The organism is Arsenicicoccus bolidensis DSM 15745 (assembly GCF_000426385.1).
In the GTDB taxonomy this organism is placed as follows: domain Bacteria; phylum Actinomycetota; class Actinomycetes; order Actinomycetales; family Dermatophilaceae; genus Arsenicicoccus; species Arsenicicoccus bolidensis.
This window is the reverse complement of sequence record NZ_AUFG01000002.1, coordinates 156,441-179,574: the sequence shown is the minus strand read 5'-3', so window position 1 is coordinate 179,574 and position 23,134 is coordinate 156,441. Positions and strand designations below refer to the sequence as shown.

21 protein-coding genes and 2 pseudogenes are annotated in these 23,134 nt (G+C 73.2%); 11 read left to right on the top strand and 12 right to left on the bottom strand.

Annotation, left to right across the window (positions count from 1 at the left end):
- Positions 1 to 737 (top strand): HNH endonuclease signature motif containing protein (locus K313_RS23355; RefSeq protein ID WP_034251146.1); only part of this gene is annotated, 737 nt, incomplete at its 5' end.
- 298 nt (positions 738 to 1,035) lie between these two features.
- Here K313_RS23355 and K313_RS0102280 read toward each other — a convergent pair.
- On the bottom strand, positions 1,036 to 2,595 hold the full coding sequence (locus tag K313_RS0102280; protein WP_029210253.1) for a hypothetical protein: 1,560 nt from the start codon (positions 2,593 to 2,595) through the stop codon (positions 1,036 to 1,038).
- Positions 2,596 to 2,832: 237 nt separating this feature from the next.
- Here K313_RS0102280 and K313_RS23350 point away from each other — a divergent pair, with 237 nt between their 5' ends.
- Positions 2,833 to 2,973, top strand: coding sequence for a hypothetical protein (locus K313_RS23350; RefSeq protein ID WP_156911099.1), 141 nt, complete (start codon positions 2,833 to 2,835; stop codon positions 2,971 to 2,973).
- A 13-nt stretch (positions 2,974 to 2,986) separates the two neighbouring features.
- Here the strand turns inward: K313_RS23350 and K313_RS0102270 are convergent, their stop codons facing one another.
- Together K313_RS0102270 and K313_RS19755 are read right to left on the bottom strand one after the other, a co-directional pair.
- Positions 2,987 to 3,859: an alpha/beta hydrolase gene (locus K313_RS0102270; RefSeq protein ID WP_029210252.1), complete on the bottom strand. Its 873-nt coding sequence runs from the start codon at positions 3,857 to 3,859 to the stop codon at positions 2,987 to 2,989.
- A 27-nt stretch (positions 3,860 to 3,886) separates the two neighbouring features.
- On the bottom strand, positions 3,887 to 4,294 hold the full coding sequence (locus K313_RS19755; protein WP_156911098.1) for a MarR family winged helix-turn-helix transcriptional regulator: 408 nt from the start codon (positions 4,292 to 4,294) through the stop codon (positions 3,887 to 3,889).
- A 47-nt stretch (positions 4,295 to 4,341) separates the two neighbouring features.
- Here K313_RS19755 and K313_RS0102260 point away from each other — a divergent pair, with 47 nt between their 5' ends.
- From K313_RS0102260 to K313_RS0102250, 3 genes are all read left to right on the top strand, one after another.
- Positions 4,342 to 5,382: an ABC transporter substrate-binding protein gene (locus K313_RS0102260; RefSeq protein ID WP_029210251.1), complete on the top strand. Its 1,041-nt coding sequence runs from the start codon at positions 4,342 to 4,344 to the stop codon at positions 5,380 to 5,382.
- A gap of 89 nt (positions 5,383 to 5,471) precedes the next feature.
- Positions 5,472 to 6,881, top strand: coding sequence for an APC family permease (locus tag K313_RS0102255; RefSeq protein ID WP_019287377.1), 1,410 nt, complete (start codon positions 5,472 to 5,474; stop codon positions 6,879 to 6,881).
- Positions 6,881 to 7,897, top strand: a complete 1,017-nt coding sequence (locus tag K313_RS0102250; RefSeq protein WP_019287378.1) for an acetamidase/formamidase family protein — start codon at positions 6,881 to 6,883, stop codon at positions 7,895 to 7,897. The genes K313_RS0102255 and K313_RS0102250 overlap by 1 nt, the downstream gene beginning before the upstream one ends.
- A gap of 304 nt (positions 7,898 to 8,201) precedes the next feature.
- On the opposite strand, the pseudogene K313_RS24770 reads toward K313_RS0102250, so the two are convergent.
- From K313_RS24770 to K313_RS0102240, 3 genes and pseudogenes are all read right to left on the bottom strand, one after another.
- A pseudogene (locus K313_RS24770) lies at positions 8,202 to 8,270 on the bottom strand (hypothetical protein); the annotation flags it as partial.
- 140 nt (positions 8,271 to 8,410) lie between these two features.
- Complete coding sequence (locus K313_RS0102245) at positions 8,411 to 8,665, bottom strand: ATP-dependent Clp protease proteolytic subunit (RefSeq protein WP_029210250.1); 255 nt, start codon at positions 8,663 to 8,665, stop codon at positions 8,411 to 8,413.
- Positions 8,666 to 8,700: 35 nt separating this feature from the next.
- Positions 8,701 to 9,267, bottom strand: a complete 567-nt coding sequence (locus K313_RS0102240; protein WP_029210249.1) for a TetR/AcrR family transcriptional regulator — start codon at positions 9,265 to 9,267, stop codon at positions 8,701 to 8,703.
- A gap of 61 nt (positions 9,268 to 9,328) precedes the next feature.
- On the opposite strand from K313_RS0102240, the gene K313_RS24365 reads away from it, so the two are divergent.
- Positions 9,329 to 10,252 (top strand): DMT family transporter, encoded by a 924-nt coding sequence (locus tag K313_RS24365; RefSeq protein ID WP_084412359.1) that lies wholly within the window; start codon positions 9,329 to 9,331, stop codon positions 10,250 to 10,252.
- 145 nt (positions 10,253 to 10,397) lie between these two features.
- On the opposite strand, the pseudogene K313_RS0102235 reads toward K313_RS24365, so the two are convergent.
- A pseudogene (locus tag K313_RS0102235) lies at positions 10,398 to 12,227 on the bottom strand (transglycosylase domain-containing protein); the annotation flags it as partial.
- Positions 12,228 to 12,298: 71 nt separating this feature from the next.
- Positions 12,299 to 14,272, bottom strand: a complete 1,974-nt coding sequence (locus tag K313_RS0102230; RefSeq protein WP_029210247.1) for a penicillin-binding transpeptidase domain-containing protein — start codon at positions 14,270 to 14,272, stop codon at positions 12,299 to 12,301.
- 127 nt (positions 14,273 to 14,399) lie between these two features.
- On the opposite strand from K313_RS0102230, the gene K313_RS24670 reads away from it, so the two are divergent.
- A complete protein-coding gene (locus K313_RS24670; RefSeq protein ID WP_029210246.1) occupies positions 14,400 to 15,314 on the top strand; it encodes a LysR family transcriptional regulator in 915 nt (304 codons plus the stop codon).
- On the top strand, positions 15,314 to 16,180 hold the full coding sequence (locus K313_RS19745) for a serine hydrolase (protein WP_084412357.1): 867 nt from the start codon (positions 15,314 to 15,316) through the stop codon (positions 16,178 to 16,180). The genes K313_RS24670 and K313_RS19745 overlap by 1 nt, the downstream gene beginning before the upstream one ends.
- On the opposite strand, the gene K313_RS0102215 is transcribed toward K313_RS19745, so the two are convergent.
- On the bottom strand, positions 16,089 to 17,171 hold the full coding sequence (locus tag K313_RS0102215; RefSeq protein ID WP_029210245.1) for a helix-turn-helix transcriptional regulator: 1,083 nt from the start codon (positions 17,169 to 17,171) through the stop codon (positions 16,089 to 16,091). The two genes, K313_RS19745 and K313_RS0102215, sit on opposite strands and share 92 nt — an antisense overlap.
- A gap of 61 nt (positions 17,172 to 17,232) precedes the next feature.
- Between K313_RS0102215 and K313_RS0102210 the strand changes: the two genes are divergently transcribed.
- Complete coding sequence (locus tag K313_RS0102210; RefSeq protein ID WP_029210244.1) at positions 17,233 to 18,750, top strand: MFS transporter; 1,518 nt, start codon at positions 17,233 to 17,235, stop codon at positions 18,748 to 18,750.
- A 78-nt stretch (positions 18,751 to 18,828) separates the two neighbouring features.
- Positions 18,829 to 19,710, top strand: a complete 882-nt coding sequence (locus tag K313_RS0102205) for a helix-turn-helix transcriptional regulator (RefSeq protein ID WP_084412373.1) — start codon at positions 18,829 to 18,831, stop codon at positions 19,708 to 19,710.
- Here K313_RS0102205 and K313_RS0102200 read toward each other — a convergent pair.
- Genes K313_RS0102200 through K313_RS0102190 form a run of 3 tightly spaced genes read right to left on the bottom strand, consistent with a single transcriptional unit; the run spans position 19,707 to position 22,206 of the window.
- Positions 19,707 to 20,633: an alpha/beta hydrolase fold domain-containing protein gene (locus tag K313_RS0102200; protein ID WP_029210242.1), complete on the bottom strand. Its 927-nt coding sequence runs from the start codon at positions 20,631 to 20,633 to the stop codon at positions 19,707 to 19,709. The two genes, K313_RS0102205 and K313_RS0102200, sit on opposite strands and share 4 nt — an antisense overlap.
- 41 nt (positions 20,634 to 20,674) lie before the next feature.
- Positions 20,675 to 21,451: an ABC transporter permease gene (locus K313_RS0102195; protein WP_029210241.1), complete on the bottom strand. Its 777-nt coding sequence runs from the start codon at positions 21,449 to 21,451 to the stop codon at positions 20,675 to 20,677.
- The gene (locus K313_RS0102190) at positions 21,448 to 22,206 is read right to left on the bottom strand and encodes an ABC transporter ATP-binding protein (RefSeq protein WP_029210240.1); all 759 of its coding nucleotides are present in this window, start codon (positions 22,204 to 22,206) and stop codon (positions 21,448 to 21,450) included. Before K313_RS0102190 ends, K313_RS0102195 begins: the two co-directional genes overlap by 4 nt.
- 77 nt (positions 22,207 to 22,283) lie before the next feature.
- Here K313_RS0102190 and K313_RS0102185 point away from each other — a divergent pair, with 77 nt between their 5' ends.
- Positions 22,284 to 23,027, top strand: coding sequence for a TetR/AcrR family transcriptional regulator (locus tag K313_RS0102185; protein WP_029210239.1), 744 nt, complete (start codon positions 22,284 to 22,286; stop codon positions 23,025 to 23,027).
- The last annotated feature ends 107 nt before the right edge of the window (positions 23,028 to 23,134 follow it).

The window sequence follows — 23,134 nt, the reverse complement described above, 5'->3', positions numbered from 1 at the left end:
TGCTGGAGCCGTGCGAGCACCGCGCCAAGGACGCGTTCGGGCTGTGGCGCGGCACCGCTGGCGGGGGGCCGTGCGGGTGTCCGGTCCCGGCCGCGTGCGTCGACGACCTGGGCACGATCCTGGGGCCCCGCGCCGCGCGGGAGCTGACCTGCGGCGCTGACGTGACCCCGGTCTGGCTGGACCCGGTCGGTCGGCCCCTGGACGTGGGGCGCACCACTCGTCTGGCCACCGCCCGGCAGCGTCGCGCCCTGGAGGTGCGTGACGGGGGGTGCAGCTTCCCCGGCTGCGACGCGCCCGCGTCGTGGTGCCAGGCCCACCACATCGTGCACTGGGCCGACGGCGGTCCGACCGACCTGGCCAACCTGGCCCTGGTGTGCGGGCACCACCACCGGTTCATCCACGCCCACCACATCACCGGGCGGGTCACCGCCGACGGGTCCCGCGTCCAGTGGGACATCACCCACACCTGGACCGGCTGGCACCCCACCCCACCACCCGACCCCGACCACAGCAGCACCGGGCCCGACGCTGACGACCACGTCAGTGCTGGCGCGGGTGCCGGCGGGAGCACGGGGACTGGGGCGGGCGCGAAGGCTGCCTCAGGCGCGGGCGCTCCCAGCGCGGGACGCGAACCACCCGACGACGGACACGGGCAGCCACCGCCAGGCGGGCAACGGTCACGCCCACCCGGCGACCCAACCCCGCGCCCACCCGGCCACCACGCCCTCACCGCCTGACCCGCCACGCAGCGACCGCCAGCCGGCCCCTCCACAGACACGTCCACCCGGACAGCCCCTCCAGGCTGCCCGGGCAGACGCGCGTCACCGACGGGTCAGCGGCGCCTCGGAGGGTGGTCAGGCGTCGTCGTGCGCCAGGCTGGCCGACAGGTCGCGATGGGCGTCAGCCTGCTCGAGGAGCGACTTCGCCTTGGCCTCGAAGGTCTCCAGGGCGTCCGCGCCAGCGGCGAAGCGCAGCGGCGGCTCGTCCAGGGCGGCGAGGCGGACGAGGGCCGCCGCAAGCCCGGGTCAGCGCAGGTCAGCGCGCGGCGGCGACGCCGATGAGGGCCGCGGTCTGCGCGACGATCACGCGACGCCACGCGTCGAAGGTCGGGTCGCTCGGCGCGAACCGGTTGCCCTCCTCGAAGTGCTGCATGATCGGCGTGTGGATGTGCCCGGCGGGGATGTCACGGCCCAGCCGGTCGCGGAGCAGGGTGTTGCGATAGCCGGACTCGTTCGAGAGGTAGTTGCCGCCGCCCCCGGCATACGAGCACGAACCCTCCGAGGGAGGGGTGCCCGGCTGGGAGGGCTGCATCCCGCCGTCCGCCGCCGCGTTGAGGGTGACGCGCTCGGGGGAGTCGCAGCGGGGGAACTCCGTGAAGCTCGTGTTGCGGATGACCGGGAAGCCCTGGCCGGCGGTCCACGGCGCGCCGGGCGGAGGCGTCAGGTTGGTGCCGGTGCCGCCCTCGATCATGCGCTGGAACGGCAGCGACGCCGTCGTCCACTGCGGCGGGTCGAACAGGTCGAAGACGCGGGGGTTGCCCCAGCGCGCCGGCGGCTGGGTGTTGCAGCCGGGGTTGTTGATCGCGAGCTGCGGGACGCCGTTGATGGGGCGGCAGGGCCAGCTGCCGTCGTTGCCGGCGGAGACACCGTGGTAGCGGCCGTTCCACACCTCGAGGTCGAAGCGGCCCTCGCGGCCCTGGCTGATGGTGAACGACGAGGTGAGGGCGCGCGGACCGGGCTTCATGTGCGGGCCGACGGTGTCCTCGATCCAGCCGGACTCGAACTCCGTGTAGTTGACCGGCAGGACATAGGCGTGGACGACCTGACGCCGTCCGTCCTTGCCGACGCGGGTGGTGCCGTCGATGGCGAGCGCCGTTGCGCCTGAGGGGTTCCCGTGGCGGATGTTGTTGCCGGCCGCCCCCGGGGCGTCACCGGCATCACCACCGTCGAGGGTGTAGGGGTCGAAGCCGCTGGCGAGGACGCGCGCCACGCGCGACCCGGCGGGGTAGGAGATGTCGGTCATGCCGCGCGAGGCCTTCTCGAAGGTCTCGATGACCTGCTCGCGCTCGGCCGCGGTGATGCCGCCGCGGGGCTTCCACTGCCGCAGCGCCGCCGTGACCTGCAGGCGCGTCCAGTAGAGGGGCCGGTCGTCGCTGCGCGGCAGGCTGCCCCGCACGGTGCCCGTGGACTGCACGCGCCTCACGGCCGCCTGCCACAGCGCGCGTCCCTCCTGCTCGGCGAGCCTGCGCGCTGCCCGGGCGTCGCGGGTGCGGCACAGGCGGTCGACGATCTGGGGAGCGACGCGCTCGAAGCCCCCACCCGCGATCATCTCCTGCGCGAACGGCATACGGCTCAGGCGGGAGGGTGCAGCGGGGTCGGGCATCCGCGCGGCGAGGCGCTGCTCCTCGACGGTGAGGGGGACGGTGCGGTCGAGGCAGCGGGCGGACAGGACGGCCGTGTGGCCGGGGCGGGACGTGGCAGGAGCGGCGGAGCTGAGGGGGGTGGCCTGCGCGTATGGCGCCAGGGCGGTCGCCCCCAACGCGGCCACGGACAGGGCTGCGGCGGCGCGATGCTCGAGGGTGCGGCGGTGCGACATGGGAGTCTCCTTGGCTCGTCGTCGAGTTCGCGTGATCGTGTCACCGCGGGGGAGGGCCCGGCAAGGCCGTGTCCGAAACGACTCATTCGTTGAGCATCTGAGTGCTGGGACCGGCTGGCGACGGACCGGGTCGCCCCTCGTCTGCGTCTGCCGTCTGCCGCGCCGTGGTACGTCGTCGGCGCGCTGGCCTACCCCCTCGGCACCGCCGCCACGGTCGGGCTGGGGCGGCTCGCTGGGGTGCTGCGCGCCGGAAACGACCCCGAGCGCGTGATCGCGGCCCTGGTCCAGGCGTTCCCCGACATGGGCTTCCCGTGCGCGGCCAACGCCATCCGCATCCTGGGCGAGCACCTCCGCGACCAGGAGCGGGAGCAGGAATGACGGCCGGAGGGGGTCAGCGGCGCCGGAGGAACCCCGCGGCGCGGGCGATGTAGCCGGGCCGATCCGCGAAGTAGGCCCCGCAGTGCTCGGTTCCCTCCACGATCCGCAGCTCGCAGCCCTCGCCGGCCGCCTCCGCGAGACGGTGGGCGTGCTCGACGGGGATGACGGAGTCGTCGGTGCCGTGGACGAGGAGCAGCGTTCGCGGGGCGATCGCCGCGACGACCTCGACGGGCTCGACCTCGTGGAACCGGTAGCCGTAGCGCAGGTGCGTCGCGCGATCCACCAGGTCCACCAGCGGCATCGGCGGCAGCCGCAGCCCGCGCGCCGCCGCCGCGACCACCCCACGCACGTCGGCGAAGGAGGAATCGGCGATGACACGGGCGACCCGCTCGTCCCGCGCAGCCACGAGGATGGACACGGCGGCACCCATCGAGAAGCCGACGACGTCGATCTCCGCGTCGGGGCGCCGCTCGGCCACCAGGTCGATCGCCGCCTCGAGGTCGCGCTGCTCGTAGTGCGCCAAGGACTGCGGCCCGTCGGCGGACGCCCCGTTGCCGCGGAAGTCGAACATCAGGACCGTGAAGCCTGCCCGCCACAGCCCCGGCCCGATGCCGAGCATGTCGGCCTTGTTGCCGCGATGGCCGTGGCAGACGATGACGACCTGCTCCGAGCCCGGCCGGTCGAGCCACCACCCGGCGAGTCGTATGCCGTCCTCCGCCGTGAACGTCACGTCCTCGGAGTCGACCCCCACCTCGAACGGCGTGAACCCGTAGTCGAGCGCCGGCCGCTGGGGTCCGCTGATCTGTCGGGCGGCGAGCAGGGCGCCGACCCCCAGGCCGGCGACCGCGCCGACACCGAGGGCCGCGAGGCCGGTCGTGGTGCGCATGCGCTCACCCTAGTGGCGCATGGGGAGTCATCGAGGGGCCGTTGGCACATGCTCTGCTAGCTGGTGCTGCCCCCGCGCTCGCGACAGCAGAGCCGCGGAGTGCTCCGACACGATGCCGTCGGCGCGTCGAGCCAGCTGGGCGCCCTCTTGCGTCTGCAGGACGAGGACGCGTCGGCGATCTCCGTCGGTGGCGCGGCGGTGCACCAGACCACGGTCCACCAGGGAGTCGACCAGGCGTGTGGTGGTGGCCGCAGGTGCACCCAGACCCTCGCCCAGGTCAGTCATCGTGACGCCGGAGAGCGGGTCGAGGCGTCGGAGTGTGCGCCACTGGTCGACCGTCAGGCCCAGGTCGGGCTCGAGGATGCTGGACAGGTCTCTGGTCAACGAGCGGGCGGCCGTCAGCAGGTCATCCACGGGGCACGGCCGGTCAGGCATCGCCATGGGTCCTTTCTGACGTCAGTCGTCCGACCATACTTGACCCGATGCCTGACTCCCCCCTGATCGTGGACTACCTCGACTCGCTCGTCCTCGGGCCGTCGGAGGAGTTCCGCGTGGCCCTGGCCCTGCCCCGGTCCGGGGCCCTGGGGCTGGCTCGGCCGGCCGCCCTGGCTGCGTCCCTCCTGGCGGCCGAGGAGATCAACGACGCGGGCGGAGTCCGGGGCTGTCGGCTCACGGTGACGCTCGTGGACGCCGGTCAGTCGCCGGCAGGCAGCGCCCGGGAGCTGGGCCGGCTGGTCGACGCGGGGTCTGTCGACGCCGTCGTCGGCTTCCACACGAGCGACGTCCACCGCGCCCTGGAACCGGTCGCCTCCGGCCGCGTTCCCTACGTCTTCGCCGCCCCGCACGAGGGCGGTTCCAGGCTGCCGGGGGTGGGGCTGATCGGCCCTGACCCCCGCCGCCAGCTGGCCGCTCCGGTCCGATCCCTCGTGGACGCGGGTCTTCGGAGCTGGGCACTGGTGGGTAATGACTACATCTGGCCGCAGGCGGTGCACCGGGTGGCGACCCGGCTCGTGCGGGAGGCGGGCGGCGTGGTGCGTGGCTCGACCCTGGTGCCGCTCGGGGAGGTCGACGGCGAGCGTCTCGTCGACTGGCTGGGCAGCATCCGGGTGGACGTCGTCCTGCTCTCGCTGGTGGGGCGCGATCTCGCGCACTTCAACCGGGCGTTCGCCGGGTCGCGGCTGCTGGGCAAGGTCGTCAGGGTGTCGGGCTCGCTGGACGAGGTGGGTCTCCTCGAGGTGGGAGGTGACGGCAGCGGAGAGCTGTATGCCGCGATGGACTGGTACGTCGGTGACAACGCCGACGGGTTCGCGGCACGCTACGCGGCTCGCTGGGGGGCTGCCGCGCCGCAGCTGGGTGTCTACGCGCGCGGGTGCTACGACGCGCTCTACTCCGTGTCGTCGGCAGCCCGAGTGGGCGGCCTGTCCGCCATACGACCCGGCGCCGGTCTGCCGCCTCTCCCGGCTCGCCCCTCGAGGCTGGCGTGCGCGGACGGGCTGGACCTCGTCCCTGTGGCCTCCGTCTGACCGAGATCTGAGAAGGCCTTGGCGCTTTGCTGGACCCGGCCCGATTATCCTTCCATCTGGAATCGTTCCATCTGACACTAGGAGTGGCCGTGAGCACCTCATCCACGCCCTCGCACGACCACCACGGCCAGCACACGCTGGAGGAGTTCGGCTACAAGCAGGAGCTGCACCGGTCCCTGACCTTCACCGACCTGCTCGTCTACGGCCTCATCTTCATGGTGCCGATCGCGCCGTTCGGCATCTTCGGCAGCGTCTACCAGTCCTCGGGCGGGATGGTCGCGCTGACCTATGCCATCGGCATGCTCGCCATGATGTTCACCGCGAACTCCTACGCCCAGATGGTGCAGGCGTTCCCGATGGCTGGCTCGGTCTACACGTATGCCGGACGCGGGTTCCGTCCGTGGGTGGGCTTCCTCACCGGGTGGGTCATCCTGCTGGACTACGTGCTGATCCCCGCCCTGCTCTATCTCGTGGCGAGCGTCGCCATGAGCTCGATCGTGCCGGGCATCCCCGTGCCCGTGTGGCTCGTGGCCTTCATCGTGCTCAACACGATCGTGAACTACATGGGCATCGAGATGACCGCCAAGGTCAACAAGGTCATGCTGCTCGCCGAGCTCGTGGTGCTGGGGATCTTCCTGGTCATCGGTCTCGTGGCGGTGGCCCAGGGCAAGGGCAACGGGTTCAGCCTGGACGCGTTCTTCAACCCCGGCACCTTCACCTGGCCCCTCGTCCTGGGAGCCGTCTCTGTGGCCGTCCTGTCCTTCCTCGGGTTCGACGGCATCTCGATGCTCGCCGAGGAGAACCGCGAGGGCACCAGGACCATCGGGCGCGCCATGGTCGCCGCGCTGCTGCTCGCGGGCACGCTCTTCATCGTCCAGACCTGGGTCGCCAGCATGCTGGTACCGGACGCTCCGGCCCTGCTGGCCAACGGTGATCCGGACGGCACCGCGTTCTACGACGCGGCCCGGGTCGGTGGTGGCGCCTGGCTGGCCACCCTCACCGCGATCGCCACAGCGATCGCCTGGGGTTTCGCCAACTCCCTGGTCGCGCAGGCGGCCACGTCCAGGCTGCTCTACGCGATGGCGCGTGACCGCCAGCTGCCGTCCTTCCTCGCCGTGGTGAGCAAGCGGCACGGGGTCCCGGTCAACGCCACCTTCGTCACGGCTGCCGTGTCCCTCGTCGTCGGGCTGTACATGGCCGCGCGGGACGACGGGATCACGCTCCTCAGCACCCTGGTCAACTTCGGCGCCCTGTCGGCCTTCCTCGTGCTGCACCTGGCCGTGATCAACCACTTCGTCCGTCGCCAGGGCAGCCGCGACTGGCTGCGGCACCTGGTCTACCCGCTGATCGGCTTCGGGATCCTGCTCTTCGTGGTGATCAATGCGAAGGTGGCCGCGCAGGTCCTGGCCTTCGTGTGGCTGGCCATCGGCGTCGTCATCCTGCTCGTCTTCAAGTCCCGCAACCGAGAGCCGCAGCTGGCCGGCATGGAGGATTCGTGATGACCGAGGTGTTCTCGCTCGAGCCCACCGCTGACAACGTCGCCTACACCTTCGGGGGCCATGCCCCGCGGTTGCGGGTGCCCGCCGGGTCGATCGTCCAGGTCGACACCGAGGACTGCTTCGGCGGACGCATCCGCACCACGGAGGACCTGCCCTCGCAGGTGTGCGACCTCGCCCACCTCAACCCGGTGACCGGGCCGATCCATGTCGAGGGGGCCGAGCCCGGCGACACGCTGGCGGTGCACTTCGCCGAGATCCGACCCCGTCGTGACTGGGCCGTGTCGTCGACCTTCCCGCACTTCGGTGCGCTGACCTCGACCGGCACCACGGCGATGCTGCACGACGCGCTCGAGGAGCGGGTCTGGGTCTACGACGTGGACACCGCCCGCGGCGTATGCCGCTACCAGGCCCGGCGCAGCGACTTCAGCGTCGAGCTGCCCCTGGACCCGTTCCACGGGACGGTGGGCGTGGCGCCGGCGGCCGGCGAACGCACGATGTCCATCACGCCCGCCGCGCACGGCGGCAACATGGACACCCCCGAGCTGCGGTCCGGCACGACGGTCTATCTCCCTGTCAACGAACCAGGCGCGCTGCTCGCCATCGGCGACGGGCACTGCCGACAGGGCGAGGGCGAGGTGTGCGGGACGGCCGTCGAGGCGGCCATGTCCACGACGATCGTGGTCGACGTCATCAAGGGGAGCCCGCTGTCGTGGCCGCGCCTGCAGGACGACACCTTCATCATGTCCACGGGCTCCGCGAAGCCCCTGGAGGACGCCTTCCGGGTGAGCCAGCGCGACATGGTGCTCTGGGTCTGCGAGCTGACCGGCCTGGACCTGCTCGATGCACTCCAGCTGGTGAGTCAGGCGGGCCTGGCGCCGGCGGGCAATGTCGTGGACACCAACTACACGATGGTCGCGAAGATGCCCACGCAGCTGCTGGGTGGCGGTGCAGCGGTCTTCGACGGAGTCCATGCACGTCTCGCGGACGTGGCGCGCCAGCACCTCGCGCACCGATGACAGGAGACGCTCGCGCGAGCGCCAGACGGTGATCGCGCTTGACCTCCCTGGCCTCCCGCCATGCGTGGCGGCGTCGAGATCGGGTGAGTCAGGTGATGGCCTACCCACCGCAAACTCACCCGATCTCGAGCATCGGTGGATCGGTGCTGAGGTGATCGCCGAGCACAAGGCGGCGATGCCGGCGCTCCTCGTCACCCGACCTTCGGCGCGACCTCGGACCTATCGTGATGCCATGAGGACCGTGATCCGCTTCCCGAGGCGGGGCCCGCCGCCGAGCCGCTGTGGCGCGAGGCCATGGGCGGCGTCATACGGCAACCGCGCAGCGGACATACTGCATCGCGTCGTAGATCCCGAGCATCGCCGGGATCGAGCCGCCGGGTCAGTTGACGCAGAGGTCCACCGGGCGGTCCGGCGAGTCCGACAGGGCGCCGGGAGGCGGGCAGCACCTGGTCGAAGGAGGTCACGACGTGGAGCAGAACTGCTTTGCGCCGTCAGCCATCTCGACGTCGACGGTCACCACGTCATGGGGGATCGCGCGCAGGCAGTCGCGGATGGCGAGCATCCCCGGCACCGACCCTCCGGGGAGTTGATGAGCAGCCGTATGTCGGCGGCCGGGTCCTCTGCGGCGAGCAGCACGAGGCCGTTGCACAGGCGGTTGGCGTTCCAGTCCTCGAGGGGCTCCCCGAGGAGCAGGGTGCGGCGGTCGAAGAGGCGGCGGTAGAGGTCTTCGTCGAGGGTGCGCCCGGCGGGCGGGGATTCGGTGGTCATGTGTCCACGGTGCGCCCGCGCGGGAGGCCGTGGCCTCAGATGCTGCCGAGGGCAGCGCTGCCCTGAGCAGCGCGGTCGAAGGCGGACAGGTCGCCCTCGATGGTCGCGCACACCTGGGCCCCCTCGTAGAGCTGGTGCACGATCGCGCCCCGCTGCTCGGACCCGGTCAGGTCGGTGAGCAGCGCTCGCATCCAGGCCTTCTCCTCGCGCACGACGTCGGCCGCCGATCCGGCGTGGTCCCCGAGCTCGGCCCACGCGTTGACGAACGCGCAGCCGCGGCGCTGGGTGCTCGCGCGCTCTCGGGCGATGGCGAACACCTCGGCGACCCTGTCGTCGGGGTCCGTGATGCCGTCCAGGCCCTCGAGCAGGTGGGTCTGCCAGTCGTGCGCCTGCCCGGCGAGATAGGCCGCGACGAGCCCGTCCTTGGACCCGAACCGTTGGTAGAGCGTGCGTTTCGTCGTCCCCGCCTCCTCGCACACCAGGTCGATGCCCGTTGCGGTGATCCCCCGCTCGTAGAAGAGGCGGCTGCCGGCGTCGAGGATCCGTCGCCCCACGGCCGTCGTCTCGGGGGTGGGCATGACCGGGCGTCGCAGCGGGTCCATGGCCGCTCCTCTCGATGTCGGTGCACTGACAGTATACCGACCGGTATGTTTACCTGCGGGCATGACAAAGGTTCTCCTCGGTGCCGCGTTCGTCGTGTGCTGGAGCTCGGGCTTCGTCGGAGCGGTGCTCGCCTCCGGGTCGGCCGATCCCTCGCCAGTGTTGGCCTGGCGCTACCTGATCACCGCGCTGCTCCTGGTGGCGGTCGTCGCCCCGACCCGCACGCGGCTGACCCGCACCGAGCTCTGGCAGCAGGCCACGCTCGGGCTGCTCGCCCACGTGGTGTTCCTCGGCGGGGTGTGGGCCGCGACTGCAGCGGGTGTCGACGCCGGTACGACCGCTCTGGTGTGCGCCCTGCAGCCGATGCTGGTGGCCGTCGCGGGGCAGCTGGCCTGGGGAGATCGTCTGGGGGCAGGTGGCTGGGCCGCCCTGACGCTGGGCCTGGCGGCGGTCGCGCTGACCACGGGTGGGGCTGCGCTCGCGGGTGGTGGTGCCGCGCTGCTCCTGCCGGTCGCCAGCGTGCTCGGCCTGTCGGGGTCGGCCCTGCTCGAGCGGCGGTGGCGACCACGGACGGGCATCCTGCCGTCGCTGACGGCACAGGTCGTCCTGGCCGCGGGGGCGTTCACGGCATACGCGCTGGCCACCACCGGTCTGAGGGTGGAGGTCGACGGTCGTCTCCTGGTCGCGCTGGCCTGGCTCGTGGTGCTGTCGGGGCTGGGTGGCTATGCCTCGTATGTCGCCTGCCTGCGGCAGCTCGGGGCCACCGCCACCAGCACCCTGCTCTATCTCACGCCGCCCGTCACGGCGGTGTGGGCCTGGCTGATGCTCGGCGAGGTGCTGTCGGCGCAGCAGGTGGGCGGTCTGGCCCTGAGCCTGCTCGCCGTCGGGCTGGCGGTGCCGGGGTGGCGCGTGGGGTCACGCGCGGGGGCGCGTGCGGCGGCACGGCCAGGGCCTGCACCGGCCGACCCTCGTGGGCCGAGCGCATGATGCCCTGCCAGATCGGCCCGGGGATGCGAAAGGCCTGCGCCCGCACCGTGCGTGCCCGCCCGGTCGCGTCGTGCAGGGTCGGGTAGGTCCAGTCGCGGCGGTTCTCGTCGGGGGTGCCCGCCCACACGGACGTGGCGTAGTCCGGGGTGGCGCCGGTGAACCACGTCTCGTTGTCCTCGTCGGTGCCGGTCTTGCCGATGGCGGGGCGGCCCAGCTGGACGGCGCGGCCGGTCCCCTCGGTCATGACGGACGTGAAGACGTCGGCGGCCTGGTCGGCGACCCGCTCGTCGAGGACGCGGCGGCACCCCGCCTGGCGCAGGTCCAGCGGCGTGCCGTCGCTGCCGGTGACGGACTCGATCGGGGTGGCGGGGCAGGAGATGCCACGGTTGGCGACGGCGGCATACATCTGCGCCATGGTCGTGGGGCTCGCGTCCGCACCGAGCAGGATGATCGGCGCCACGGACGACAGGGGTCGTCCGTCGGTGGCGGTGCGGTCGGCGCCGGTGGACGTGTGCATACCCATGGCGAGCGCGGTGTCGCGAATCCGGCACGTGCCGGTCTCGGACGCGAGGGCGACGAAGGCCGTGTTGACCGACTGAGCCGTCGCCTCGCGCAGGCTCAGCTGCGGGGCGTCGGACTCGCCCTCGGCGTTCTTGACCGGCCAGCCGGCGGGCCCGACCGAGCAGCCTGGCTGGAAGTCGTGCGGGTACCACCGGCTGTGCTCCGGGCGGATGCCGGTGATGACGTGGTCAGGGGACAGCCCCTGGCGGACGGCCTCCACGACGGCGAAGAGCTTCATCGTCGAGCCGACGCTGAACCCGCCCGACCCGCCGTGCCGGAAGTCGGTCGCCCAGTTCACCTGCGTCGCACCGGGTTCAGTGCGCCCTGACCTGCCGTAGCGCGCCGACTGCACCATGGACCGCACCTTGCCCGTGCGGGTCTCGAGCGTGACGGCGGCGGCGCCATACCGGGGGTAGTCCCGGGCCGTGATGGTCTCGGCCATCGCTGTGGTCGCCGAGGACTGCAGCCGCGGATCGAGCGTCGTGACGATACGAAGACCGCCGGTGCGGACCCGGCCCTCCCGCTCCTGCGGGGTCCGGCCGAGGGCCGGCTGCTCGCGCAACCAGCTCAGGACGTAGTCGCACCAGAAGGGATAGGGGGAGGCCGCGCAGCTGTTGCGTGGCGGCGCGGCACGAACGACACCGAGCGGTGCTGCGCGAGCGCTCCGCAGCCCGGCGGCGTCGAGGTAGCCGTAGCGATGCATCTCGCCGAGCACCGTGTTGCGGCGGGCCAGCGCCGCACGCGGGTTGTGGACCGGGTCGTTGGCGCCGGGCTGCTGCACCACCCCGGCGAGGGTCGCGGCCTGGGGGACGGTCAACCGTGCCGCGGTCGTGCCGAAGTAGTGCCGCGCGGCCGCTTCGACGCCGTACGCGCCGTCGCCGAAGTACGCGAGGTTGAGGTAGTTCTGCAGGATCTGGTCCTTGCTCAGCCGGCGCTCGACGGCGACGGCGTACTTCAGCTCCTGGACCTTGCGGGCCGCGCTGACCTCCGTGGCAGCCCGGGCGGCGGCCTGGTCCCCGCGACGCCGGGCCGCGGTCTCGAGGGTGACCTTGACGTACTGCTGCGTGAGGGTGGACGCACCCCGGGCCGTTCCGCCCATCGCGGCCCCGGCCACGGCCGAGCCGATGCCCTCGAGGTCGACGCCTCCGTGCTCGTAGAAGCGGTGGTCCTCGATCGCCACCTGCGCGTGACGCATCGCCGGGGCGACGGCGGTGAGCGGCACGACGATGCGGTTCTCGTTGTAGAGCGTGGCGATCACGGTCCGGCCGTCGGCGGCTAGTAGCTGGGACTGCTGGTCGGGGACGACGGACGTGAGCTCGGAGGGGAGGGCGTCGTAGAGCTCGGTGCCCGACCTCGCCGCGGTGCCCAGCCCGGCCAGGGGCGGTATGACGAGACCCGCTGCCAGCACCCCCATCACGAGGGAGGTGGTCACGAACGCCGCCAGGAGCCGCGTCACCGTCAGCGCCGTCATGACCCGCCCCTGCCTCATCGTGCCGCGCCCACGTCGACCAGGAACAGCTCCAGGACCGGGCCCGCAGTGTGCGCGCCTCCCGCCCCGTCCTCGACGAAGACGGCGACGGCCAGGTCGCCCTGGACCGCCACCATCCAGGCGTGCGTGCGCGGTGGTGCCTCGCTGCCGTACTCCGCCGTCCCCGTCTTGGACAGCACAGGCGCGCCGGGGACGTCCGCGAGGAGCCGGCCGCTGCCCTCGGTCGTGGTGCGGCGCATCAGGTCTCGCAGCGCGGACGCCTCCGTCTCGGTCAGGGGGTGCCGCGGTGCGTCGCCCGCGGGGTCCGGCGCATCCAGGACCAGGCGGGGCCGCACGACGCGGCCGGCGGCGACGCTCGCGACCACGGTGGCCATGCCGAGCGGGGTGGTCTGCACCTTGCCCTGACCGATGAGGGAGGCGGCGTGCTCGGTGCCGACCGCCTCGCGGGGCACGGACCCGAGCGACGCGGGCACGCCCAGTGCCGGATCGGTCCCCAGGCCCAGGGCGACCGCGGCATCGGCGAGGCTCTGCTGGGTCGCCTTGTCCCGCAACGAGATCAGGCTGGTGTTGCACGAGCTGGCGAACGCCGTGCGCAGGCTGATGTCGCCGAGACGGTCGGCCGGGTAGTCGTCGTAGTTCTTGAAGCTGCGTCCGTCGACGGTGGCCCGCTGGGAGCACGGTGTCGTGGTCTCGGGGGTGACCCCGGCCCGCAGCAGGGCGAGCGCAGTGGCGACCTTGAAGGTCGAGCCGGGGGCATAGAGCCCCAGCGTCGCGGTCGGCGCGCCTTTGCTGCCGGGGCCCGTCGCGACGGCGCGCACCTCGCCCGTCGACGGTTGTATGGCGACCACGGCGGCCGCCGGGTCGACGTCGGCGAGGGCACGCTCGGCCGCCAGCTGGGCGGTGGCGTCGAGCGTGGTGCGCAGCGGCCGGCCCGGCTCGGGCTTCACCGTGTGCAGCGGCTCGGTGACGCCGTTCTCGTGGACGCGCTCGATCTCGTAGCCCGCGCGGCCCCGCAGCTCGCCGTCCCGCTTGGCCTGCAGGCCGTCGAGACCCACCAGGTCTCCGGCGGAGACGGCAACCTGGGACCCCTGCGAACCCTGGAGACGCTGTGAGCGCTGCACGACCTCCGCCGTCGCCGGACCCACCCGGCCGATGATCGTCGAGGCGAATCCCGGCGTGGGAGCGAGCGGTCGGGTCTCCTTGATGGTGCTGGCGCCGGGGATCGTGGACAGGTCGGTGCCGTCGCCGCCCTCGGGGTCCTGGCCGACGCGCAGCACCAGCGCCTCGACGAAGGCCTGCGGGCCGGCGGCCGTCACGCGTCCGGCATACGGCTCAGGGTCGATCCCGACGGCGGCCGCGAGCCGGCGGGCGGACGAGGCCGCCTCTGCCGCGGGGACCTTCGCGCGATCGATGCCCACGCGGAGCACCGGCCGGTCGACCACGAGGGGCTGCCCTCCGGCGCCGAGGACCTCGCCGCGTGGAGCAGCCAGCCGCAACGCCCGCACGCGTTGGCGGGCGTCCAGCCCCAGCACCACCGCCGACGGGGTCCACCGCACCCGCCAGCCGTCGTCGGTGCGGACGACGGGCACGGTCGCGACATAGCTCCACGGGGGCAGTCCGTCGCGGATCTGCCACGTGTATCGCACCTGCGCATCCAGGCGCGTGACGCCGTCGCCGACGGGCCTCTCGACGCTCACGACGGCGACGCCGGGGCGGCGGTCGCCGAGGCCGGCCAGGATCAGCGGCGTCTCGCTGGCGGCCCGGTCCCGGCTGTCGCGGGTGAGGCTCTCCGTCTCGACCTGGCCGGTCGCCATCCCCGCGGCGAAGCGCTCCACGGCGTCGCGGGCTCGGTCCTGCTCCGACGGCAGGATCGTCGAGCACGCGGAGAGGGCTGCCACGGAGGCTGTCAGGGCGCCCAGCGCGAGGCCGGCCGCCTTCGTCGCGGCCGATCGGTGGTCGAGCCTCGTCATGACGTCCCCCTGGGTTGCTGGCCGGCCCCCGAGCTGGGTGGTGGTCAGGCCATCAGCGCACCAGGTGGCGAGGCATCAGGTCCAATAGGGCTATCAATCGTTATCGATAGCCAAGTAGTCTGGATCCGTGGACCTGGTGCGGCACCTGCGGTACTTCGTGGCCGTCGCGGACGAGCTGCACTTCTCGCGCGCCGCCGACCGCCTGGGCATCGCTCAGCCCCCGCTGAGCCAGGCCATCCGCCGCCTCGAGGACGAGCTCCAGGTCACGCTCTTTCGCCGGACCTCGCGCTCGGTGCGGCTGACCCCGGAGGGCGCCGCCCTCGTGCCTCGGGCGCACGCCATCCTGGAGGCGCTCGACGAGCTCCGAGAGGTCGTCGGCGCCACGCCGGGGCAGCCCGACCGGCTTCGCGTGGCATTGCCGCCGGGGATTCCCTCAGACCTGCTGGTGCCGGCGCTCGAGGATCTCGCCGGGAGGGTGGGCGCCCCCGTCGATCCGGTCATCGCGGCGGCCCCAGACCGGGCGCGGGCCCTCGACAGCGGTGAGGTCGACGCGGCGGTGCTGCCACCCGGATCCCCCGCGTCCGGCCCGCCGCCGAGCCGGAGCGTGGCGCGACTCGGCGTGACCGGGCTGAGGCACGTCGACGCCGTGGCCCACCCGAGTGACCTGCGTGACCTGCCCGTCGCCCTCGACCCCGAGGACGTGGCGACCCAGCACGGCAAGCGGCTGCTCGAGCTGCTGGACCGCTTCGGGCTGCCCGCGGAGAGCGTCGACGTCTCGCTCGACCACGCCACCGCCACGACCCGGGCCCGTCTCGGCACGCTGCACCTGATCACGACGCGGCTGACGGCCGACGACGCTGGGGTGATCTGGTGCCCGCTGAGCGGTGATCAGATGGTCCGGACGAGCGTGTTGCGGTGCGGGGCACCGTGGTTGCACCCGGTCGCGACCGACGAGGTGGCCCGGTGGTGGGCGGACCTGGCCGGTCAGGACTCCCTGGCGGACACCACCACCGTCGTCGAGCGCGGGCAGTGGGGGATCTGATGACCATCGAGCAGCAGGTCCGGAGTGCGTTCGACGCCGTGCAGGTCGACGGGTCGGTCACCGCCGTGGACCTCACGACCGGGGCGGGCGTCGACGTGGGCGGGTCGACGCCCCGCCCCCTCGCCTCGGTCGCGAAGCTGCCCCTCGTCTGGGTGCTGCTGACGCTGCACCACGAAGGGGAGCTCGACGCATCGACGCCGCTCGTCCTCGACCCGGCCCACCGCACGATCGGACCGGTCGGCACCGGCCGCCTCCGCGACCCCATCACGATGAGTGCCCGCGACGCGGCGTACTACGCGATGTCCTTGAGCGACAACGGCGCCGCGGACGCGATCTGGGACTTCGTCGGGGCCGATCGCGTGCGGGAGACCCTCGCCCGGCTGGGCCTGCCGCACCTGCGGCTGCGCGCGCCGATGCGACGGATCTTCGAGCTCCTCGAGGACCAGCGCCGCCGCGAGCGGCTCGACGACGCGGCGCTGCTGCGGACGGATCCGCGGACCCTGGATCCGCTCGACCCCGCACGCGTCAGCAGCGGCACGACCGCGGCGCTCACGGGCTTCCTGGCCGAGATGCACCGTCGCGCGGCCGGCGGGTCGCAGGCCGACCGCGAGGTCGTCGACCTCATGGGGGCCCAGCTGGTCCGCAACCGCCTCGCCTCGGGCTTCCCGGCTGCGGACCTCGACGTGAGGGGCAAGACGGGGACCCTGCTCGCCGTGCGCCACGAGGTCGGCTACGTCACCTATCCGGACGGGCGGGCGTATGCCGTGTCGGTCCTCACCTCGTCCCGGAGCCTGCAGATCCACCACCGCGTCGACGCGGTGATCGGCGAGGTGGCGCGGGCGGCGGTGCTCCACCTGCGTCGGTGAGGTGCGCCCCGCCGAACCGCGCGGCGACCTGGCGCAGGGCGGCGGCCAGCTCTGGGGGCTGGACGTCATACAGCTGGGTGTCGAAGGTGACGTAGAGGCCGGCCACCCCGGCCCAGGACCAGGCGCCGACGACGAGCCGGCAGCGGCCGTCGGCGAGGTCCTCGACCACGGACCCGCCGGGGGCCCAGCGCGCCACCAGCGTGGCCGGGAGCTCGAGCACGGCGCTCCCGACGCACGGCCACTGCGCGGCGGTGTCGCCCCGGTCGGCCCGTTCGCGGACGTAGCGGCCGAGGTCCTCGTCCGGGAGCGCTCGTCGCACGAAGGACGGCCCCGGCGGCTCGCGGTGCCGGATCCGTTCCACGCGCAGGACGGTCCAGGCGCGGTCGTCCAGGTCGTAGGCCACGAGGTACCACCGGCCCGCCCACACGAGCAGGTGGTGGGGCTCCACCCGGCGCGGAGGCCGGAGCTCGTGGTCTCCGGCAGGCCCGTCGAGCGTCGGCTCGGGCGCGAGGTAGTCGAAGCGGAGCACGTGCTGCGTCCGGATCGCGGCGCCGACCGCCCGCAGCGTGGCCACGTCGATCGGGGGCGCGGAGAACTCCCAGTAGTTGCGCAGCGTCGTCAGGTCCAGGTCCTCCGAGGCGGCGCGCAGCCGGGCGGGCATGACCTGGCGCAGGGTCGTGAGCGCCCGGGCGACGGCGTCGTCGATGCCGGCCACGGTGGCGGGAGCGGTCTGCAGGGCCACCGCGATGGCGATGGCCTGGTCGTCGTCGAGCACGAGCGGCGGCAGCCTGCTGCCCGCCCCGAGGCGGTAGCCCCCACCGGGGCCCTTGATCGCCTCGACCGGGTAGCCCAGCTCGCGCAGGGTGTCGACGTCGCGCCGCAGCGTCCGTGGGCTGACCTCCAGCCGGGTCGCGAGGTCGTCGCCGCCCCACTCGGCGCGTGCCTCCAGCAGCGACAGCAGCCGCAGGATCCGCGCGGACGTCCTGGCCATGAACTCAGCGTCGCACGAGCAGCGGCCACTCGGTGACCGCTACCGCTGTCACCGTCGACGCATGGACATCAACCAGCCGACCCAGCCAGCCGAAACGACCCAGACTCCACAGCCAACGCAGACGACGCACGACGAGCACCCTCCCGCGGCGGGCACCGTGTCCGGCCGAGCGGCCGGGATCGCCCTGCTCGTCGTCCTCTTCGCGTCCTTCATGGACCTGCTGGACGCCACGATCGTGATGGTGGCCGCCCCGGCCATCGCCCGTGACCTGCACGCCGGCGACGCCCAGCTGCAGTGGATGCTGGCCGGCTACACGCTCGCCCTCGGCTCCGGCCTGATCACCGGCGGTCGCATCGGGGACGACTTCGGGCGACGCCGGGTCTTCCTGACCAGCCTCGCGGCGTTCGCCGTCGCCTCGGCGCTGTGCGCGCTGGCCCCGTCGGCGGGAGCCCTGGTCGCGGCCCGCGTGCTCCAGGGACTCGCCGGCGGGTTCATGGTGCCGCAGGTGTTCGGGATCATCCGGTCGTCGTTCGCGCCGGCCGAGATGGCGAGGGCGTTCGGTGCGTACGGCGCCGTCCAGGGGCTCGCCGCCGTCGCCGGCCCCCTGCTCGGCGGGCTGCTCGTCGAGGCGGACCTGCTCGGCCTCGGCTGGCGCACGATCTTCTGGGTCAACGTGCCGATCGCGGTGGTCGCTCTCGTGCTCGGCGCCCGCGTCCTGCCCGAGTCGACGGCGCGGCAACGCGCTCGCCTCGACGTCGTCGGCGCCCTGCTCGCCGCCACCGCGGTCGTCCTCGTCCTGCTGCCGCTCGTGCAGGGCCGCGAGTGGGGCTGGCCGTGGTGGGGGTGGGTGCTGCTGGGCGCCGGGCTACTGCTCGGGGGCGCCTTCCTCGCGCACGAGGGCCGCGTCGCGGCGTCCGGCGGGCAGCCCGTCCTGGACCCCGCCCTCCTGCGCCTGCGGACGTTCGCGGCCGGCTTCGCCGCGTCGGCGCTGTTCTTCGGCGCGATCGGGTCCTTCTTCCTCACCCTGTCGCTCTACCTGCAGCTCGGCACAGGGCGGTCCGCGTGGGACACGGGCCTGGTCATGCTGCCCTACGCGATCGGCTCGATGATCACCTCGGGCATCGGGATCGGCCTTGCGGCCAGGGCCGGTCGCGCGCTGCTCGTCACCGGCTCCCTCGTCCTCGCCGCCTCCCAGGCCCTCGTCTGGGTCCTCGTGCGGGAAGGCGCGGACCCGGGCTACTGGTGGCTCGCCCTCGCGCTGCTCGTCGGCGGCCTGGGCCTGGGGCTCGCCGCCCCGATCCTGGTCAACGTCGTGCTCGCCGGCGTGCCCGGACGCGACGCGGGCGCCGCCGGCGGGGTGCTGTCGACCGTCACCCAGCTCGGCGGCGCCGCGGGGATCGCCGTCCTCGGCACGGTGTTCTTCGCCGCGCTGGCGCAGCCCGGATCACCGTCCGCGGCGGGCCTTCCGGCATACGGCCAGGCGCTCGCGACCGTCATGCCCTGGCAGGTGGGCGCGTATGTCGTCGCGGCCGCCCTCATGCTGCTCCTGCCCAGGGCCGCGGCCGCCCACCACGCCTGACGTGCGTGGGAGGGCGGGTCGAGACGGGTATCGCCAGGGCCTCCCTGGCGGTCGACGCGGCGACCTACGGTGGAGGACGTGAATCCCAAGGACGACATCCGCGACTTCCTCGCCACCCGGCGGGCCCGGCTCACGCCCGACCAGGCGGGGCTGCCGATCTACGGCGCCAACCGGCGCGTGACGGGCCTACGACGCGAGGAGGTGGCGCTGCTCGCGGGGATCAGCGTCGAGTACTACACGCGCCTCGAGCGGGGCAACGTCGGATCCGTGTCGGAGAGCGTCCTCGAGGGCGTCGCGCACGCCCTGCAGCTCGACGAGGCCGAGCGCGACCACCTCTATCGCCTCGTGCGAACGGCCAGCACCCGCAAGCCCTCTCGGCGCACGACCAGCCGCACGCGGGTGCGCCCCACCATCCAGCGGATGCTCGACCTCATGCCGGCGCCGGCCTACCTGCGCAACGGGCGGTTCGACGTGCTCGCCGCCAACGCGATCGGACGGGCGCTCTACAGCCCCCTGTATGACGAGAGCGACCACCCCAACAGCGCGCGGTTCGCGTTCCTGAATCCCGCTGCGGCGGAGTTCTTCACGGACTACGACAAGTTGCTGGACGACTCGGTCGCCTTCCTGCGGGTCGAGGCCGGGCGCGACCCCTACGACAAGGACCTGCAGGACCTGATCGGCGAGCTGTCCACGCGCAGCGAGCGATTCAGGCAGCGGTGGGCCTCGCACGACGTGCGCTACCACCGCAGCGGGAGCAAGCGCCTGCACCACCCGCTCGTCGGGGACCTGACCCTCGACTTCGAGTCCTTCGAGCTGCCGGGCGACGCCGGGCAGCGGCTCAACGTCTACACCGCGCCGCCGGACTCGCCGACCGCCGAGGCGCTCGCGCTGCTCGCGAGCTGGTCCACCCCGGCGGCCGGCTCGCTCACCGAGCCGCGGCCGCGGCCGCGTCGGGCCTAGACCTCGTCCATGCCTGGCAGCACCGCAACCGCCCGGGCCAGCGTGGACACGATCGACGTGCGCGCCGCCCGGCCCTCCGGGCTCGGGGTGAGGGGATAGACGTGCACGAGCCCCTCCTGCTCGTGGAGGTCGAGCTCGACGCCGGCCTCGCGCGCCCGGGCGACCAGGACGCGTGCGTCGGGCCACAGGATGTCCCGGGTGCCGACATACAGGCTGATCGGGCCGAGCCCGGCGAGGTCCGCCGCGAGCGGGCTGACCAGCGGGTCGTCGAGGGGCAGCCCGTCGCGCCACAGGTCGATGTGGACGCGCGTGCCGTCGCGACCGAGCCAGGGGTCGCGGGGGAGCACCGCGTCGATCTCGGGGTTCGTCAGCGACAGGTCCAGGGCGGGGGCGATCAGGAGCGTCCGCGGCAGGACCCGAGCGTCCCTGTCCCGCAGCAGGATCGCCGCCGACAGCGCGATCTGGCCACCGGCGGAGTCACCCGCGAGCGCGGTGGTGCCCCAGCGCTCCTGGCTGCGCAGGACCAGGTCGGCGAAGCCCGGCACCACCTGCGCCGCGGTCCCGTAGGGCACGAGCGGATAGATCGGCACGGTCACCGCCACCTGCGCCTCGGCGGCCACCTGCGCGGTGAGCTCCCAGTGCTGGCGGGCGATCTCGCCGTACCACCCGCCGCCGTGGGCGTAGACGACGCCGCCCACCGGCTCGCCGGACCGCGGACGGATCGTGTAGACCGGCCAGCCGTCGACCCGCTCCACGTCGATGCGAACGTCCTTGCGCAGCAGGCGCGGTGGGCCATAGGCCTGAGGCCGGGTGGTCACCTCCGCCAGGCGCCGCCGGGCGCCCTGCTCGGTGAGGAACGGCCGGTTGGCGCGCATCGCGCGCAGGAGGAGCGGCACGACGGTCCGGGACATCAGCGACGGCATGTCCTCACCGTATGCCGAACCTCCTGCGCCGCGACGCGATCTCAGTCCCCCAGGCGGCGATAGGTGCGGACGTACAGGGGCAGGAAGGCCGCCGTGAGCAGCGCCGGCCACACCACCGCGAGCACCATGGCGTGCTCCGTGGCCCAGGTCGAGCCGACGATCGTGGAGGCGCCGCACAGCTCGCGCACCGCCGTGACGGTGGCCGACAGGGGGTTGAGCTCGGCGACCAGCCCCAGCCAGGTCGGCATGGTGGTCGGGTCGACGTACGCGGTCGACAGCATGCTGATCGGCCACACGAGGATCTGCACGGCGGCGACCGACTCGGGGCCACGGGCCGTGAGCCCGCCGTAGATCCCGACCCAGAGCAGGCCGATGCGCAGCCACAGCAGCAGGACCGCCGCGACGGCCAGGCCGGCGAAGGATCCGGGGCGCCAGCCCAGCGCGAGCCCGCCGAGGACCACGAGCGCGAGACCGATCACCGAGGCCGCCACGTCCGCCAGGCCGCGTCCGCCGAGCACCGACAGGGCGCGGATCGGCAAGGAGCGCAACCGATCCGTGACGGACGTCGCCGCGTCGCCGGCCACCGCGATCATGGTCGTCTCCAGGCCGAAGAGCATCGTGACCGCAAGGATCCCGGGCACCGCGAGCTGCAGGTAGGAGCGGGTTCCGCCGGCGATGGCGCCCCCGAGCAGCCCGGTCATGAGCAGCAGGACCAGCAGCGGGAAGGCGGCGGTCAGGAGGAAGGCCCCGGGCTGGGCGCGCCAGTGGCGGGCGGTGCGCCCGGCCAGCAGGGTGGACTCGTGGACGAGGCTGGTCATGCCGTCACCTCCGTCGCGGTGAGGGTGAGATAGACGTCCTCGAGGCTCGGTTCGCGCAGCTCCATCCTGGGTTCGCCCGCCAGGCGCCGGATCTCGCCGATGGTGCCGGCCGCGACGACCCGCCCCTGGCGCAGGATGACGACGTCGTCGGCGAGGGCGTCGGCCTCCTCGAGGTGCTGCGTCGTGAGCAGGATCGTCGTGCCCGCGTCGGCGAGGGCGCGCAGGTCGTGCCACAGGTCGCGCCGGGCCCGCGGGTCGAGGCCGGTGCTGGGCTCGTCGACGAAGAGCACGGTGGGGTCGTCCACCAGGGCCGCCGCGAGGTCGAGCTTGCGACGCATCCCGCCGGAGTAGGTCCGCACCGGCCGGCCCGCCGCGTCGCTCAGGCCGAACCGCTCGAGCAGCTCGCCGGCGCGGGCGGTCGCCGACGCCTTGTCCCGGCCGCGGAGCCGGGCGAAGAGCACGAGGTTGTCCCTGCCGCTGAGTCTTTCGTCGACCGAGGCGGCCTGTCCGACCAGGGCCGTGTGCCGGCGGACGGCATCCGGCCGGGTCACCACGTCGTGCCCGGCGATGCTGGCGATGCCCGACGTCGGCCTGGTGAGGGTGCTGAGCATGCGCACCAGCGTCGTCTTGCCGGCGCCGTTGTGGCCGAGGAGGGCGCACACGCGCCCTCGCCGGACCGTGAGGGTCACGCCGTCGACCACGGCGGTTCCGTCATACGTCCTGGTCAGGTCCTGCGTGCAGATGGTGGGATCCATGGCTGCCGATCACTCCTTCGTACGTTGTACGTTTATCGTACAACGTACGAACACCATGGGCTGCCAGGATGTTCCCCATGCCCAGGAAGGCCACCCGCCCCGGAGACCCCACAGCCCTGCTCGCGCTCCTGTGGGCGTCCGACCAGCCCTCGGGGCGGGGCGCGACCTCGGTGCCGGCGATCACCGACGCGGCCCTGGCGATCGCGGACGAGAGCGGCCTCGACGCCGTCACGATGCGCAGCGTCGCCGACCGGCTGGGCGTGGGGGCGATGACGCTCTACGGCTACGTGCCCGGCCGGGCAGAGCTCGTGGAGCTGATGGTCGACCGCCTGGCGGCGCAGACGTATGCCGGGCAGCGCGCGCCCGCCGACGTCGGCGACTGGCGCGAGGCGGCGCGACACATCGCTCGTCGCACCTACGAGCACGCGCTGGCCCACCCGTGGTCGGTCGACGTCACGCCGGCGCGTCCCGTGCTGGGGCCCGGGGTCCTCGTGAAGTACGACCAGGAGCTGGCGGCCCTGGACGGGATTGGGCTGAGCGACGTCGCCATGGATCGGCTGCTCTCCTCGATCACGAATCTCGCCGCGGGTGCCGCCCGCTGGCAGATCGGCATTCAGCGCACGCGCGCGGCCAGCGGCCTGACCGACGAGCAGTGGTGGGAGCGCATGGGCCCCGCGCTCGCGGAGGCCATGGGTGACCTGCGGGTCCCGGTGGCCGACCGGGTGGGCTCGGCGGCGGCCAATGCCGGCGACCCCACGGGCTCGCTGACGTTCGCGCTCGAGGCGCTGCTCGACGGGGTGGCCCAGCAGCTCCCGCGTTGACCGCTCTGGGGCGACGCGAGATCGGGGCTGCTTCTGGTGGCCATGACCACCAGAAGCAGCCCCGATCAGTCGGTGCAGGCTCGTCGCCTCTGCACGGAGCCGGTGAC